Source organism: Brevibacillus sp. GCM10020057 (assembly GCF_042683565.1).
GTDB lineage: Bacteria > Bacillota > Bacilli > Brevibacillales > Brevibacillaceae > Brevibacillus.
Map to the genome: position 1 here is coordinate 57,343 of NZ_JBHUJW010000006.1, position 16,609 is coordinate 73,951.

Genomic DNA, 16,609 nt, shown 5'->3' on the forward strand with positions numbered 1-16,609 from the left:
GAGAGGGAAAAGGCAGCGTCAGTCGGGGCTTTTAGCGTGGGGGGAAGTGACGGAGAGAAAGGAGTAACGGCGCTCCATGGACAGCAAAAAAAGACCGGCAGCATGGGCTGGCGGTCACTCTTTCGGATGGATCATCTGCTCGGGGCGGACGACCTGGTCGAATTGTTCCTCGGTCAACAGATTGCTGCGGATGGCGGCCTCCTTGAGCGTGAGCCCTTCCTTGTGGGCGAGCTTGGCGACGGCGGCGGCGTTTTCGTACCCGATGTGCGGGTTGAGTGCCGTGACGAGCATGAGCGAGTTGTTCAGGTTTTCCTGGATGACCGGCAGATTCGGCTCGATTCCGACAGCGCAATGGTCGTTAAAGGAGTGCATCGCGTCGGACAAAAGCTTCGCGGACTGCAGGAAGTTGTAGATAATCACAGGCTTAAACACGTTCAGCTCGAAGTTGCCCTGGCTTGCGGCGAAGCCGATCGCGGCATCGTTGCCCATGACCTGACAGACGACCATCGTCATCGCTTCGCTTTGCGTCGGGTTGACTTTGCCCGGCATGATCGAGCTGCCCGGCTCATTGGCAGGGATCGTGATTTCCCCGATGCCGCAGCGAGGTCCGCTCGCCAGCCATCTCACATCATTGGCGATCTTCATCAGGTCAGCCGCCAAAGCCTTCAAGGCGCCGTGGACGTGCACCAGCTCGTCGTGGCTGGTCAGGGCGTGAAATTTGTTGGCGGCGGTGAGAAATTTTTTGTTCGTGACGCGGCTGATCTCCTCTGCGACCATTTCCCCGAAGCGCGGGTGAGCGTTGATTCCCGTACCGACCGCTGTCCCGCCGATTGCCAGCTCACGCAGATGCTCCGTGCTCTCCGCAATCATTTTTTCGCTTTTGGCCAGCATTTGTACCCAGCCGCTGATCTCCTGCCCCAGCGTCAACGGGGTCGCATCCTGCAGGTGCGTCCGGCCGATTTTGATAATGTCCATGAACGCTTCGCTTTTCTTTTGGAGCGTTTGCTTGAGGGCTGCCACTGCCGGCAGGACGAGGTCTTCTATCGCTGCTAGTGCGGCCATGTGCATCGCTGTCGGGAACGTGTCGTTGGAGCTTTGCGATTTGTTGACGTCATCGTTGGCGTGGATGCGCGCAGAGCTGCCCTTTTGCTCCAGCAGCTGGTTGGCGCGGTGGGCGATGACTTCGTTGACGTTCATGTTGGACTGGGTGCCGCTGCCCGTCTGCCAGACGACGAGAGGAAAGTGTTCGTCCCACTTGCCCGCGATGATTTCATCTGCTGCGGTGATAATCGCTTCCGCCTTGTCCGCGTCGAGCTTGCCCAGCTTCCGGTTTACTGCGGCGGCGCTGCGCTTCAGGATCGCAAACATGCGGATCACTTCGAGCGGCATTTTCTCCCCGCCGATTTTGAAGTTCTGGAAGCTGCGCTGCGTTTGCGCCCCCCACAACTTATCTGCAGGCACCTGTATTTCACCCAGGGTATCTTTCTCAATCCGATATTCCATCTCGAACCCTCCTTTTTATCGAAAACCTACCTCCTATCATACCCACTTTCTCCCAAAAAGAGGGATAATGAAAACAAAAAAAGACCTGCGCTCTTTCCGCAAAGTGGCGCAGGTCCTGTATCTCAACGGCTTTCGACCTCGACGGATACCACATGATCCACCGTCTTGAGAGAGCTGTATATATCGGTTGTGTACGTGTCTTCGGATGCGATGATCATCATCTCCAGCTTTTGCTGTCCGCTATCGACATCCCTTACCTTGACCCGTTTGATCTGCAAATTCAAATGCTTGATCTGCCTGAAAACGTCGTCCAAATCCCCGGTCCCGTCAACGACGATCTTGATCGACAAATCACGCTGACGGAGCGAACTCGGCCCGATCCATCGCAGAATCCAGGGAAACAGATTGATCGCCAAAATAATCAGGATGGTAGCCGTGACCGCTTCAAAATAATAACCCGCACCGACCGCAATGCCCAGACCAGACGCTGCCCACACCATCGAAGCGGTCGTCAAGCCGGAGATGACGTCATTGCTTCGCCGCAAAATGACACCGGCTCCGAGAAAACCGACCCCGCTGACAATTTGCGCAGCCAGGCGCAGAGGGTCCATGTTCGTGTGTCCGGGCAAGGAAAAGCGATGAACGGATTCGATAGAAACAATCGTAATCAGGCAGCTGGCGACAGAAATGACCATGCTCGTCTTCACCCCAAGGGGCTTGTGCTTCAGCTGCCTGTCCATACCGATCAACAATCCTAAAAAGAGTGCAATTCCGAGCTTCATGAGAAAAACGTACGTCATCCAAGTTCTCCTCCCAACCGTTCACGACATGTCAGCTTTTCTCCCACAATCTAATATAGAAAGTATATACGCTCCTCCTGGAAAATTGGAACATATTTTTTCTTTGTTCACAACTATTGTAAACGCGGCACTTCCACTCCATGCAAAAAAGCGGAAATCCCAGCCCGATGCAGGAATTTCCGCCAGAGAGGCAGCCAAGCGCCATTTACACAGCGCTCTTTCCGCCAATCAACCGCTTTTGCAACCGCAGCAATCGCCCAAAGAGGAAAATCGCCCCAGCAGCAAGGCCGGTAATCAGCCCGATCCAATAACCAAAGGCTGCAAGAGACGTATACTGCGCCAGCACATAGCCGAGCGGCAATCCGATCACCCAGTACGACACGAGCGCCACGATAAAGGTCGTGGTCACATCCTTGTAACCGCGAAGCACCCCCTGGATCGGAGCGGCGATCGCATCGGAGATCAGGAACAGGATGGAGTACATCAGAAACTGCCGGGTGAGACGCAGCACCGCCTCGTCCGTCGTGTAGAAGCCAGCCACCTGCTCGTTGAAAAACAGGAGCCCGATCCCGAACAAGAGCGCCAGCGAAATGGCGGTTCCGATTCCCAAATAGCTGTATTGGCGGGCATCCTTGAAGCGGCTTGCCCCCACCTCGAAGCCGACCAGAATCGTCAGTGCCATCGAAATGCTAAGCGGCACCATGTAAATAAACGATGCGAAGTTCAAAGCGGCCTGGTGCGCGGCAATCGTGACGGTGTTGTACTCGCTCATGAGCAAGGTCACGGCAGCGAAAATGCTGACTTCAAAAAATATCGAAAACCCGATCGGCAGCCCCAGCTTGAGCAGCTCCTTCCAGGCAGACAAGGAGATGCGGTACAGCTTCGTCAGCAGTCCGTACTCCACAAACGGCTGCACCCGACCGACGACGAACAGGCTGATCGCGAGGATGCACCAGTACGTGATGGCAGAAGCGTAGCCTGCGCCGACTCCGCCCAGACGTGGAAACCCGAAGTTGCCGAAGATGAGCACATAGTTCAGCAATACGTTGATCGGAAGCGAAAACAGCGTGATGAACATCGTGACACGCGTCTCTCCGAGTGCGTCGATAAAGCAGCGAATGACTGTATAGAGGAACAGGGGCACGACACCGATTGCGATGGCGTGCAGGAATTCGCGGGCAATTTCGTGTACGCTCGGCTCCAGTTCCATCATGCGCAGCACCGGATTGAGCGCAAGCCCCCCAAGCACGATGACACCGACGGCAATGGCGATTGCCACGTAAAACGCCTGGACGACGGTAAACGGAACCTGCTCCCGCCGATTCGCCCCCACCATTTGCGCCACCAGCGGCGTCACCGCCATTAAAATGCCTGTCAAACCGGCTTGCACCGGAGCCCACAGGCTCGCTCCGATCGCCACTCCCGCCAGATCAACCGGGCTGGCGTGTCCGGACATGATCGTATCGAAAAACGTCATCGAAAAAAGAGCAATTTGAGAGATCAGGATCGGCAGCAAGACACCCAGAAATTGCCGCCATTTTTCCTTAATCGAAAAGGTTTCGTTCATTTTCTGTATTTCCTCGCTCTGTATGATTTTGTAAACATACGAAATAGTATTATAACAAACAGCGAGTCCTTTACGCAAAAGGAGTATTTCCCAGCCGGACAATCGACCGGAGGACCACCACCGCCCCGCTCCTGCACTTAAAAACCGCAACGCCGGCTTTGTCCGGCACCTGCCACCCTTCGGACACACTCTCAAGAGCGCATGCGTATTTTGGTTCAATCACCAATTACTTTTTGTATCAACGAAATCACACGAATTGCATTTGACAGTATGAAAAAAGCGAGTTATAATCCAACTATTCAAATCGGAATTTGAATTTTTCAACTGCATATCCTGATCTCTTATAGAGAGAGGCGGAGGGACTGGCCCTGTGAAGCCTCGGCAACCTGTCTGCAGCAGATATGGTGCCAAATCCAGCGGGAGAATCCCCGGAAGATAAGAGAGGATTCCGAGACTGCTCGACCAGGCAGTCTGCGACCTCTTCTTCCGGAAGAGGTCTTTTGTTTTGGTCCTGTCGGTTTTTATTTTTCAAAATATAAAAACTCATCAGACAAAAAAGGAGAGAAACCATCATGAAAAAAACAGGTCTTCTACTTAGCTCCATCTTGCTTGCAGCCTCCCTGTTGACAGCTTGCGGCGGCAAACAGGAAGCGGCCCCTGCTGCAAATGGCGGCGCGGCTGCTGAACAGACAACGATCAAGGTCGGGGTCACTGCCGGACCGCACGAAGAAATCCTGAACAAGGTCAAGGAAGTGGCAAAAGCGCAAGGACTCGACGTACAGGTAGTCGTCTTCAACGACTACGTGCAGCCCAATCAGGCTCTCGATAAGGGCAATCTGGATGCGAACAGCTTCCAGACGATTCCGTTCCTGGACAAATTCAATCAGGACCACAAAACCAAAATTGTCGAGATTGGCAAAACCGTAACCTTCCCGATGGGGCTCTACTCTACCAAGCACAAAAAAGTGGATGAGATTCCGGAAGGCGGCGTAGTCGGCATCCAAAACGACCCGACCAACCGCGCTCGCGCTCTGCTGCTGTATCAGGCTGCCGGACTGATCAAGCTCAAAGACGGCGTCAAAGACAACGCAACACCGCTCGACATCGTGGAAAACCCGAAAAAACTGGAATTCAAGGAACTGGAAGCGGCATTCCTGGCGCGCTCCCTGAACAACGTGGAAGTAGCGAGCATCAACACCAACTTTGCGATGGAAGCGGGCTATTCTCCGAAGAAAGACGCGATTTTCTCTGAAACTTCCGATTCTCCGTACGTCAACGTCATTGCTGCCAATGAAGCGAACAAAGACAATCCGGCTCTGAAAAAACTGGTTGAGATCTACCGTTCCGAAGAAGTGAAGAAATTCATCAACGAACATTTTGAAGGAGCTGTGCTCCCATCCTGGTAAGCAACACTCATTATCGAACAACAAGGAGACTGGAGAGATGATACAGCTAACCAACATCCATAAGTCGTATACGGTGGGAAACAAGCAGGTGCAAGCCTTGAAGGGCGTGACACTGAACGTGGAAAGAGGCCAGATTTTCGGCGTGATCGGCTTTAGCGGAGCGGGGAAAAGCACCCTGCTCCGCACGATCAACCTGCTCGAAAAGCCGACCAGCGGTTCCGTCGTCGTGAACGGCCAGGATATGCTTGCACTGAAAGAAAAAGAATTGCGCATTGCCCGCAAAAAAATCGGGATTATCTTTCAGCATTTTAACCTCTTGTCCTCCTATAACGTCTTTGACAACGTGGCAGAGATTTTGCGAATGAACCGGGTGCCCAAAGATGTCATCAAGAAAAAGGTAGAAGATCTGCTGCGTCTGGTTGGTCTCGCGGACAAGGCGCATTCCTATCCGTCCCAGCTGTCTGGCGGCCAAAAGCAGCGCGTCGGCATCGCCCGCGCACTCGCTACGGACCCGGAGATTCTCTTGTGCGACGAAGCCACATCCGCTCTCGACCCGCAGACCACGGATTCCATCCTGGAGCTTCTGCTCGACATCAACCGGAAATTCAACTTGACCATCGTGCTGATTACGCACGAGATGCAGGTCATCAAAAAAATCTGCGATCACGTAGCCATCATGGAAAACGGTGTGGTCATCGAACAGGGAAGCGTGCTCGATATTTTCAGCAATCCGCAGCAGCCGACTACCCGCAATTTCATCAAGACGATTTTTGACGACAATGTGCCGGATGAAATTTTGTCCCGCATCAAACAGACCGGGCCTGTCAACCACATCCTCCGCGTCGCTTTTCGCGGGGATGCCGCGCTCGATCCCGTCCTTGGCACCTTGTCCGCGCGCTTTCCGGTCAGCACCAACCTGTTGTACGGATCGATTACTTCCATTAAAGGAACGGCGCTCGGCATTTTGCTCGTACACATTTCCGGCGAAGAAAAAGACGTGACGGCAGGCATCGAATTTTTACGCGAATCCGTCTACAACGTAGAGATCGTGACACGAGAGGGGGAAAGCCGCTAATGGATCGCTTGACAGAAATGATCCCGGTGTTTGGACAATCGTTGGAAGAAACCGTCATTATGGTGGGCATTTCCCTGGTGATCGCCACGTTGATCGGCATTCCCCTTGGAATCCTGCTCGTGATTACGCAAAGCAATCATTTGTTTCCGAACAAGTGGATTTACCACACGTTAAACACCGTAATCAACATCGTGCGCTCGCTGCCCTTCATCATCCTGATGGTCGCGATCATTCCGTTCACGGAGCTGGTCGTCGGCACGTCCATCGGGATCGAGGGCGCCATCGTCCCGCTTATCGTCTACACGGCACCGTACATCTCCCGCCTGATGGAGACGGCACTGCACGACGTGGACCGCGGCGTGATCGAAGCGTACCAGGCGATGGGCGCTTCCCGGACGCAGATCATCTTCCGCATCATGCTTCGTGAGGCGCGTCCCGGCATCGCGCTCTGCCTGACGATCGCCACCATCGGTCTGATCGGCGCGACTGCGATGGCGGGCGCAGTCGGGGCAGGCGGTCTGGGTGACCTCGCCCTCCGCTACGGCTACCAGCAATGGGACATCGAAGTCATGGTCATCACCGTCGTCATCCTCGTCGTCCTGGTCCAACTGATCCAATCGCTCGGCAACTGGGCGGCGCGAAAACTGAAAAAGAGCGCCTAATCATGCGAACCTCTGACTGTGACCTGGTCAGAGGTTCGTCTGCTGTCGTTTTGTAATAGCCAGAAACTCGGGAGGTAATTGTAGATGAGCCGTATCCCTCACACTTTGCTTGAAGATTTGAAAAAACTGACCGCTGACGACCGCGCCACCGCGAACGAAACGATGCTGCACCAGCATAGCAAGGACGAGTCCCACCATACGCCGGTACTCCCCGACGTCGTTGTTTTTCCCGCATCCCGGGAAGAAGTGTCCGCCATCCTGAAATACGCCAATGAACACCATGTGCCTGTCGTTCCCTTTGGCGCAGGCTCCAGTCTGGAAGGGCATTGCATTCCGCTTCATGGCGGGATTCCCCTTGATTTTCGGCAAATGAACCAGATCGTCGAGGTGCGACCGGAAGACTTCCTCGTGCGCGTCCAGCCCGGCGTCACCCGGACCCAGCTCAATGCGGCGCTGAAAAAGCACGGCCTGTTTTTCTCTGTCGATCCGGGTGCTGACGCAACCATCGGGGGCATGACCGCGACAAACGCGAGCGGCACGACCAGCGTCCGTTACGGCATCATGCGCAGCCAGGTGCGCGACCTCGAAGTCGTCATGGCGGACGGTTCGATCATCCGCACCGGAGGGCTTTCCGCGAAATCATCTTCCGGCTACCATCTGACAAGCCTGTTCGTCGGCTCGGAAGGCACGCTCGGCGTCTTCACAGAAATCACGCTCAAGGTGTACGGCATTCCCGAGACGGTCATCGCCGGACGCGCTACTTTTCCTTCCGTGAAGGCGGCTGTAGACGGAGCGATGTCCCTGCTCGCCGCCGGGATTGCCATTGCCCGCGTCGAGCTGGTCGACAGTGCCTCGATTCGCCAGGTCAATCTGCATAGCGAGACGGACTATTTGGAGCAGCCTACCCTGTTTCTCGAATTTCACGGGAACGAAGCCGGGCTGGCTCATGACGTCGACTTCGCCCAGGAGCTGCTTGCCGAAAACGGCTGCGTCGACTTTTTGGTAGAGACCGATTCCAAAAAAAGAACCAAGCTGTGGGAAGCGCGCCACAACCTCGCCTACGCCTTCAAGCACGGCTTTCCCGGCAAGGAAATGATGCTCACGGACGTCTGCCTGCCGCTCTCGGAGCTGACTGAAGCGGTCGTGTACGCGCGGGAAGTGATCGACCAGAGCGGCCTTGCCGGCGGCGTCCTTGGGCACGTCGGTGACGGCAACTTCCACTCGACGCTCATGTTCAACAAGCAGGACCCGACGGAAGTGCAGCTCGCCGAACAGGTCAATGCCAAGATCGTCGAATACGCCCTGCAAAAAGGCGGCACGTGCACCGGCGAGCACGGCATCGGCATCGGCAAGAAGAAATACTTGCAAAAAGAGCACCCGGATACGCTCCCGTGGATGAGGCTGATCAAGCAGCAGTTCGATCCGAACCACATCCTCAACCCGGGCAAAATCCTGGGCTGACCCTTCCCCCTGCTCGGACTTCCAGATTGTTCACGCAATGTTTGGTGGAAATCGCCAACATATTCGTGTACACTTATATCCATAGTGTCATATCATTGAGAGGGGCTGCTCGCATTCCATGAAAAAACTGCTCATGCTTCTAGTTGCGGTAACACTGCTATTCGCTTCCGGCGGATATATCGACCACGCTGACGCAAAAGGCTACAAGTCCGGTAAGAAATCGTTTAGCACCACAACGAATCCTGCGAATACGCAAACGCCGACCAAAGGCGATTCCAATGTAAATGCTTCTACGAATAAAAGCACGACCAATCCGGCAAGCACGCCGTCTACTGCTGCGCCAAGCAAATCCGGCGGCTTCATGAAAGGTCTGCTGGTCGGCGGACTGGCCGGCATGCTGTTCGGCGGATTGTTCGGCAACATGGGCGCACTGGGCGCGATCTTCGGCTTCCTGATCAACATGCTCGCCATCGTAGCCGTGATCGTGCTGATTCGGAAAATCGTTGTTTACTTCAAAACGCAACGCCAGAAGAAGCAGGAACTGAACGCATGGAAAAGATAACGTTCGATGAACAAGAGCTGGTGAACGCCATTTGCCTGCACGTCGCAAGCAAAAAGCAGATTCAGCCGCAACAGGTCGAAGTCGAGCTGATGTGGGACGAGGAGTACGGCTTCTCTGCCGAAGTCTATTCGCTCGGCAGAAAGCAAGTCTTTATCGAGCTCAACCTGATCGAAGCCATTCGCTACTACCTGGAGACACAGTTGCAGCGCAATCCGTACTCCGCCGGCATCGAACTGGTGCTGGACGACGAGGAAGGAATTCTCGCCTACGTCACCTGTCAAAGCTAAAACAAACAGCCCACTCCTCTTCGCGATGAAGAAGAATGGGCTGTTTGATTTCTCACCGATTCCGGTTAAAGCAGACAAGCTTCAGCTCGGTCATCTCTTCTGTAGCGTATTTAACCCCTTCGCGGCCAACGCCGCTTTCTTTCAGGCCGCCGTACGGCATATGGTCAACCCGGAAAGTCGGGAAGTCATTAATCATCACTCCGCCTACCTCCAGACGATCTGCCGCTTCAAAAGCATGTTCCATCTTATTGGTATAGACCCCCGCCTGCAAACCGTAGCGGGAATTGTTCACCTCGTTGATTGCTTCATCAAACGTATCAAAAGGCGTAATGACTACAACAGGGGCGAACGTTTCCTGACAACAAACGCGGGTATGTGGCGCAGCGTCTACGATGACTGTCGGCTTCACGATCCGACCTTCAATGCCGCCCGTCAAAACGCGTGCTCCTTCCCGCTTCGCTTCCTCGATCCATTCGCCAATCCGCTTCACATCGCCAAGTGTGATCAATGCAGCAATATCGGTCGTTTCATCAGCCGGGTCCCCTACACGCAGCAGCTCCGTCTCTGCGACAAAACGATCTACGAAATCCGTATAAAGGGAGCGATGGACAAAAATCCGCTGCAGGGAAATGCAAACCTGCCCCATGAAGGTAAAGGCGCCCGTAACCGTCCGTTTGATGATGCGTTCGATTTCCACACCTTCGTCGACAATCAGAGCCGAATTGGAACCAAGCTCAAGAGTTACGCGTTTTAAGCCGGCGTTCCGGCGAATCAATTTGCCAACCTCCGGGCTGCCTGTAAAGGTAATCAGCTTCACCCGGTCATCCCGTACCAACTCATCGCCAACTTCGCTTCCATTGCCGGTGATGACCTGCAGCGCTCCCGCAGGCAAACCGGCCTGGGCGAACAAGTCTGCGATGAAAAACGCGGAGAGCGGAGTCTGTTCGGCCGGTTTCAGAATGACCGGATTGCCCGCTGCGATTGCCGGCCCCAGCTTATGAGCCACCAGGTTAAACGGGAAATTGAATGGAGTGATGGCGCCCACGATCCCCACCGGTTTGCGAACCGTATAAGCGATCCGGTTTTCCCCCATTGCCGAAGCGTCCATCGGAATGGTCTCGCCATGCAAGCGGCGAGCTTCATCTGCAGCAAACTGGTAAGTTTCAATTGTCCGGGCAATTTCCCCGCGCGCGACGGTAATCGGTTTGGCCGCTTCCAGCGTGAGAATACGGGCCGCTTCCTCCCGCTTTTCCTGCAGCAGCCGCGAAACAGTTTGCAAAATATTGGCCCGCTTGTGCGCCGGAAGAGCCGCCATCACTTTTTCAGCTTCTGATGCATAAGCAATCGCCTGCTGCATATGTTCGCGAGTTCCTTCTGCAATTTCGGCGATCACTTCTCCAGTATGCGGAGAGCGGAGCTCCTTATAGGACGATGCCTCGACATAGGCACCGCCCAGGTACAAAGGTTTTTTCGGAATGATGGTTTTCATGGATCGGGTCTCCTTTATTTTGGTTGCAGTGACGCGGTTTGCGCTACAATCGACTCTTCCAAAATAGTAAGGCCCTCTTCCAATTGCTCATCCGTAATCACCAGCGGCATCAGCACGCGAATGACATTGCTGAAGAGTCCTGCGCTAAGCAAAATCAATCCACGGCTGTTCGCTTCCTGAATAATCGCGCTGACAATTTCCTTGTTCGGTTCTTTCGTCGTACGGTCCTTCACGAATTCGATGGCGCACATCGCTCCCAGTCCGCGCACATCACCAACCACATCGAATTTTTCCTTGAACTGGTGAAAACGCTCCATGACTTTTTGGCCAATGGCTGCGCCTCGCTCATTCAAGCCATGTTTTTCGATCGTTTCCAGCACGGCCAATCCGGAACGGCAGCCCAACGGACATCCGGAATAGGTACCGCCCAGTTCGCCTGGATTCGCCACATTCATGATTTCCTTCCGCCCAATCACGCCACTGATGGGAACCCCCGCTGCCATTGATTTGGAGACGGTAATCAAGTCAGGCACAACATCAAAATGTTCAATCGCAAAATATTTTCCTGTACGGCAAAAACCGGTTTGAATTTCATCTGCTACAAACACGATGCCATGTTCCTTGCAAAGTTGCGCGACCCCTTGCACGAATTTTTTGGAAGGAACGATGAATCCTCCCTCGCCTTGTACAGGCTCCATAACAACCGCTGCGATCGTCTCCGGTGCGACATCGCCAACGAGGAACGTTTTGAATTCATTCAGCACATAATCATCGTAAGCTTCCTGACTCATGCCTTCCGGGCGACGGTATTCGTACGGATAAGGCGCTTTGTACACTTCCGGAGCGAACGGCCCGAATTCAAACTTGTACGGACGAACTTTGCTTGTCATCGTCATCGTCATGAGGGTGCGGCCGTGGTACCCGCGCGAAAAGACGACAACACCTTGCCGCTTGGTGTATTTGCGGGCGATCTTCACTGCGTTCTCAACCGCTTCGGCACCGCTGTTAAAGAAGATCGCTTGCTTGTCGTGATCCCCCGGGGCCAGCTTGGACAGCCGTTCTGCCAGTTCGATATAGGAGTCGTACATCATAACGTTAAAGCCAGGGTGGATGTACTTATCGATTTGGTCATGCAAGGCGGCAACCACATCCGGATTGCAATGGCCTACGTTAATTGTCCCGATGGCACCCGCAAAGTCGATGAAAGTGTTTCCGTCCACATCCGTAAGCAGAGCACCACTGGCATGGTCAATAAAGGTAGGAATCCCGTTACTGACTCCTTTTGGCACGTATGTTTGACGCTTTTCCAGCAGAGCTTTCGCTTTCGGTCCCGGCAGTGCCGTTTTCACATTCGCAAATGAATAGCCCATCTTGATCGCTCCTTTTTGATGTTTACCTGTTGCGCACACTGATTCTGTTACCTTTCAACATTACAAACCATTTGTATAGCAAATTTTGTGCCAATTAATGTTCAACCTTTTGCAGGAAAGCACGGGTACGCGGATGCTTCGGATGGACAAACACTTCTTCTGGCGTGCCTTCTTCCACGATGACGCCCCCGTCCATAAAAATCACGCGATCAGCTACCTCACGAGCAAACTTCATCTCGTGCGTTACCAGAATCATCGTCATGCCTTCCTCGGCCAGCTCGCGAATGACCTGTAATACCTCGCCGACCAGTTCCGGGTCCAGCGCAGAGGTCGCTTCGTCAAACAGCATGACTTTGGGCTGCATAGCCAAGGCCCTGGCAATTGCCACCCGCTGTTGCTGTCCGCCGGATAATTGACTCGGGTAGTGATGCATCCGCTCGCCAAGTCCCACCTTGTGCAAATACTTCTCTGCCAGCTTTTGCGCCTGTTCTTTATCCATTTTGCGTATGGTAATCAATGCTGCCATTACATTCTGAATCGCCGTTTTATTCGGGAACAGATTAAATCGCTGAAACACCATGCCTACCTCGGCACGAATGGATGCGATGTGCTTTTCGTTCATTTTTTTCGTAGGATCGTCAAACTTGTGCGACTCGATCATCACGCTTCCCGAGGTGGGGATCTCCAGATAGTTCAGGCAGCGCAAAAACGTTGATTTTCCCGACCCGGACGGACCGATGATGACGACTTTTTCGCCGCGGTTCACCTTCATGTCAATCCCTTTTATAATCTCTTTATCCCCAAATGATTTACGCAATGCTTCCACAGTGATCATCACGTTAGACATGACGGCTCATCCTCCTTTCCAATGCTCGAACTCCTCGCCCAAGCGGGAAGCTGACCACCAGGTAAATCAAGGCCGCTAATGTGTACGATTCGATGGTCAAGAAAGTTTGTGACGCATACGCTTGTGTCGTCAAAATAATTTCACCCAGGGTAATGAAGGCGCAAAGCGATGTGTCCTTGATCATCATAATGAAATAGTTGCCCAGCGGCGGAATCGAGATTTGAAAAGATTGCGGAATGACAATATGAAACATAGCCTGCCTGCTTGTGTATCCTAATGCCAAAGCTGCTTCCTTCTGACCTTTGTCAATAGCCAGGATGGAGGAGCGAAATACCTCCGACATATAGCAGCCGTAATTGAGTCCAAGAGCCAGGACCCCCGCTGTAAAAGCACCGATATTGACCCGATAGTCAGGAATCCAGAGCATGCCGATCCGGCTGATGATTTCTGGCAAAACGTAATAGACGTAGAGCAACTGCACGAGCAGCGGGGTTCCTCTGACCAATTCGAGCAGTCCGGTCAAGAGCGTGCCCAGCACCTTGTTTTGGGACAGTCTCCCCAGCGCGATCAACATGCCAACCACGAGCGCCAATGCGTAGGAAACAAGCGATAAGCTGACAACAAGCCAAAGGGCATCAAGCAGAGACGGCGTCAATTCTCTAAAAGCTGTACCGAAATCCAGATTGTTCATAAAGCCGTACCACCTCATCATAGGAAATAAGGGACAAGGAAGCCTCGATCAAAATCGAAGCTCCCTTGTACTGGATCGTCGCTCCATTTATTGGACCACGTTATCTTCGTTCAGACCGTATTTTTTCAAAACTTCCAGGACGAAGCCTTCTTTCTTCAGCTTGTCCAGTTCGGCGTTGATGGCATCCAGCAGTTCTTTGTCTTCTTTGCGGACTGCAGCCCCCACCAGCCCGTCATACTTGGACTTGTACGGGGAAACCAGCTTGATGGAGAGAGAAGGGTCATGCTTGATCGTGTAGGCCGATGTTGCACTGTCGGAAATGACTGCATCGATCTTTTTCGTGTTCAGGGCGAGAAGCAGTTCGGTTTGCGCCCCAAAGATTTTGACATCCTTGATTTTTCCTTGCGATTTCAACTCTTGAACATATTCGAGGAAAGTTGTTCCTTTTTGGCCGCCGACCACTTTGTCTTTCAGATCGTCAATTCCTTTAATATCCGAGTCATTGCGGACGATCAGCGCTTCCGCTTCTTTGTACCACGGGTTGGTAAATGCAGCGATTTTTTCGCGCTCCGGCTTGATATACATGCCGTCTGTTACCATATCGATGTTGTAGTTATTCAGTTCAACAAGCAAATTTTCAAATTTGACTTCTTTCATTTCCACTTTTGGAATCCCCAGGCGTTTGGCGATTTCCGTAATGATTTCTGCATCGATCCCAACGAAGGCTTTGCTGTCCTTATCAATGAATGCAAACGGAGTGTCGTTGGACGATCCTACTACGAGTACACCTTTTTCTCTTAGTTTTGCCAGCGTGCCACCGGCTTTTGAATCCGTTGAGCTTGCCTGTCCTGCTGGCTGGGAAGTAGTGGTGGCTGCATCCTGATTTCCGCATCCAGTAACGAACACCAAAACCGACAACAAGGCAGTAAGAAAAACTGTCACCATTTTGCGAGCTTTCTTTCTCAAACGAATTACCCCCTTAATTTGTTGTTGAACTATACGCAATAATCTAAATGCAATACTTATGCCAAGCATATATGTTAGGAAAATTTACAAAAAATGTAAATAACTTTCCGAACATTCGGTAAAAATTCAGGTTGTCCACAATCAGAAATAAGTGGCGATTCATTTTTGCATATTTTCCGTCAATTATCGATTCAAATTTGAATCAAAATGCGCAAGTGATTCATTGTTGAATCGAACCCTCCTGCTCCTTGTTCTTCGGAAAGTTTTTCCGCGACACATTCAAGCGTTGCTGATATTTGCGGCTGATCGAGCTTTGGCTGGTCGCAAGCCGCTTGGCTACCTTTCGGGTGGAACCATAGCTTTGCATCAACTGCTGAATGATGTCCCTCTCGAAAATCTCCACCATTTCTTTTAGCCCCAGTTCCTGATTTTTCACGAGCATATCCAGATAATCAATGGCATTGGCCTTGGAATGTGCTTGTCCCTCCGCTGCAGCGGATATTTCCAATACTCCCGAGAGATCCTCCAGATGAATCACGCTGTCGGAAGCGGTAATCACCAAGCGTTCAATCACGTTTTCCAATTCGCGAATGTTCCCCGGCCAATGGTAGGAGAGCAGCTGATCGATTGCGCGGGAAGAGAACATTTTGTTTGTGCCGTATTTTTTGTTAGTACGCTCCAGAAAGACAAAAATCATCTCGACCAAATCTTCCGGACGCTCTCTCAACGGGGGGACTTTCACAGGGATCACATTGAGCCGGTAGTACAAATCTTGTCGGAAAGTGCCCTTTTTGACCATCTGCTCAAGGTCTTGGTTGGTCGCGGCCAAAAAGCGGACATCTACCTGTTTGGCAGTGCGGCCGCCAATCCGCATCACGGTTTTTTTCTGAATTACCTGCAGCAGCTTGGTTTGCAATTCCAACGGCAGTTCACCGATCTCATCCAGGAAGAGAGTCCCCTTTTGCGCTGATTCAATCAGCCCGATCTTTCCTGTGGAAAGCGCGCCTGAAAAAGAGCCTCGCTCATATCCAAACAGCTCCGATTCAAACAATTGTGGAGGAATCGCGCTGCAGTTCACCTCAACGAACGGGCCGTCCTTGCGTCTGCCGATGTCATGCAGCCAGCGGGCAATTTCCGATTTCCCCGCTCCCGACTCCCCGAGAAACAGCACAATGGTATCCACATTCGCAACCCGCTCCAGCAGCTCCAATGCGTTGACCATAGCTTTGCTTTTGGCTATAAGCGGCCCCTGTTTGTCGTAGGTCATACTGCGAAAATACTTCAACTTCTCGTCGTATTCCGCAATCGCTTTTTCCATTTCTTCTATCTGCCGCTTCAACAAGATAATCTCCGTAATATCTACTGATGTGGAGACGACCCGCGACAGATTACCCGATTCGTCAAAGACCGGATTGGCGGTTACAATCAGCCGTCTGCCGGTAGAGGTTGACTGTACCAAAGTGACTGGCCGCTTGTTCTCCAGCACTGCAATCGTCGCGGAAGGGTAAAAGAGCCCTTCCCTTTCCAGATCGTACACATTTCTGCCGACCAGCTCGATCCCTTGCAGTCCGTAATGACGTTCACAAGCCGGATTCACGCGGATCGTATTTCCCTGCGCGTCCGCCACAAAAATCTCATCGTGGGAAGCTTCAAATATCACTTCCAGTTCTCGCAGCTTCTCTTGCAAAGCCTGATAGTCATCTTTTTTCTTGCCCATGCCAGCATGCCCCCTTTTCTCGGGTTCACCAATTCTCTCTGCTATATAGCCTGATTATATACGCAGCCTAGCCAAACCACTTTGTATTTTTATAAAAATATAATCGGAATTATACGGAAAATTATTTTTTATCGCCATGATTCAGGCAGCGTGAAATTGCGGAAAAGCCGCTTTACCGGGCCTTCCGGCAACAAACGCAGCCTGGT

General features: G+C 52.5%; 15 protein-coding genes and 1 riboswitch. Of the genes, 6 read left to right on the forward strand and 9 right to left on the reverse strand.

All coding sequences use genetic code 11. From position 1 onward, the window contains the following. Positions 1-114: 114 nt before the first annotated feature. The 3 genes from fumC to ACFSO0_RS02100 form a co-directional block, all read right to left on the reverse strand. Positions 115-1,503, reverse strand: coding sequence for a class II fumarate hydratase (fumC, locus tag ACFSO0_RS02090; RefSeq protein ID WP_376875634.1), 1,389 nt, complete (start codon positions 1,501-1,503; stop codon positions 115-117). Between the two features lie 122 nt (positions 1,504-1,625). Beyond that, positions 1,626-2,303: an MgtC/SapB family protein gene (locus ACFSO0_RS02095; protein ID WP_376875637.1), complete on the reverse strand. Its 678-nt coding sequence runs from the start codon at positions 2,301-2,303 to the stop codon at positions 1,626-1,628. A gap of 205 nt (positions 2,304-2,508) precedes the next feature. Continuing rightward, positions 2,509-3,870: an MATE family efflux transporter gene (locus ACFSO0_RS02100; protein ID WP_376875640.1), complete on the reverse strand. Its 1,362-nt coding sequence runs from the start codon at positions 3,868-3,870 to the stop codon at positions 2,509-2,511. A gap of 338 nt (positions 3,871-4,208) precedes the next feature. Beyond that, positions 4,209-4,312: riboswitch (SAM riboswitch) on the forward strand. A 130-nt stretch (positions 4,313-4,442) separates the two neighbouring features. On the opposite strand from ACFSO0_RS02100, the gene ACFSO0_RS02105 reads away from it, so the two are divergent. The 6 genes from ACFSO0_RS02105 (at position 4,443) to ACFSO0_RS02130 (ending at position 9,323) form a co-directional block, all read left to right on the forward strand. Next, positions 4,443-5,276: a MetQ/NlpA family ABC transporter substrate-binding protein gene (locus ACFSO0_RS02105; protein WP_376875643.1), complete on the forward strand. Its 834-nt coding sequence runs from the start codon at positions 4,443-4,445 to the stop codon at positions 5,274-5,276. A 37-nt stretch (positions 5,277-5,313) separates the two neighbouring features. Then, the gene (locus tag ACFSO0_RS02110; protein WP_376875646.1) at positions 5,314-6,351 is read left to right on the forward strand and encodes a methionine ABC transporter ATP-binding protein; all 1,038 of its coding nucleotides are present in this window, start codon (positions 5,314-5,316) and stop codon (positions 6,349-6,351) included. Next, positions 6,351-7,013, forward strand: a complete 663-nt coding sequence (locus tag ACFSO0_RS02115; protein WP_376875649.1) for a methionine ABC transporter permease — start codon at positions 6,351-6,353, stop codon at positions 7,011-7,013. Before ACFSO0_RS02110 ends, ACFSO0_RS02115 begins: the two co-directional genes overlap by 1 nt. 84 nt (positions 7,014-7,097) lie before the next feature. Then, positions 7,098-8,474, forward strand: coding sequence for an FAD-binding oxidoreductase (locus tag ACFSO0_RS02120; RefSeq protein WP_376875652.1), 1,377 nt, complete (start codon positions 7,098-7,100; stop codon positions 8,472-8,474). Between the two features lie 118 nt (positions 8,475-8,592). Beyond that, the gene (locus ACFSO0_RS02125) at positions 8,593-9,036 is read left to right on the forward strand and encodes a hypothetical protein (RefSeq protein ID WP_376875655.1); all 444 of its coding nucleotides are present in this window, start codon (positions 8,593-8,595) and stop codon (positions 9,034-9,036) included. Continuing rightward, the gene (locus ACFSO0_RS02130) at positions 9,024-9,323 is read left to right on the forward strand and encodes a YxcD family protein (RefSeq protein WP_376875658.1); all 300 of its coding nucleotides are present in this window, start codon (positions 9,024-9,026) and stop codon (positions 9,321-9,323) included. Before ACFSO0_RS02125 ends, ACFSO0_RS02130 begins: the two co-directional genes overlap by 13 nt. A 52-nt stretch (positions 9,324-9,375) precedes the next feature. On the opposite strand, the gene ACFSO0_RS02135 is transcribed toward ACFSO0_RS02130, so the two are convergent. The 6 genes from ACFSO0_RS02135 to ACFSO0_RS02160 form a co-directional block, all read right to left on the reverse strand. Next, positions 9,376-10,812: an aldehyde dehydrogenase family protein gene (locus ACFSO0_RS02135; protein WP_376875661.1), complete on the reverse strand. Its 1,437-nt coding sequence runs from the start codon at positions 10,810-10,812 to the stop codon at positions 9,376-9,378. Between the two features lie 14 nt (positions 10,813-10,826). Next, positions 10,827-12,182 (reverse strand): 4-aminobutyrate--2-oxoglutarate transaminase, encoded by a 1,356-nt coding sequence (gabT, locus tag ACFSO0_RS02140; RefSeq protein WP_376875664.1) that lies wholly within the window; start codon positions 12,180-12,182, stop codon positions 10,827-10,829. 94 nt (positions 12,183-12,276) lie between these two features. Further along, on the reverse strand, positions 12,277-13,017 hold the full coding sequence (locus ACFSO0_RS02145) for an amino acid ABC transporter ATP-binding protein (RefSeq protein WP_376876080.1): 741 nt from the start codon (positions 13,015-13,017) through the stop codon (positions 12,277-12,279). Positions 13,018-13,021: 4 nt separating this feature from the next. Beyond that, positions 13,022-13,720, reverse strand: coding sequence for an amino acid ABC transporter permease (locus ACFSO0_RS02150; RefSeq protein WP_376875667.1), 699 nt, complete (start codon positions 13,718-13,720; stop codon positions 13,022-13,024). An 87-nt stretch (positions 13,721-13,807) separates the two neighbouring features. After that, positions 13,808-14,686, reverse strand: coding sequence for an ABC transporter substrate-binding protein (locus tag ACFSO0_RS02155; protein ID WP_376875670.1), 879 nt, complete (start codon positions 14,684-14,686; stop codon positions 13,808-13,810). Between the two features lie 220 nt (positions 14,687-14,906). After that, entirely contained in the window at positions 14,907-16,403 is a 1,497-nt protein-coding gene (locus ACFSO0_RS02160) for a sigma-54 interaction domain-containing protein (RefSeq protein ID WP_376875673.1), read from the reverse strand. Positions 16,404-16,609: the final 206 nt, after the last annotated feature.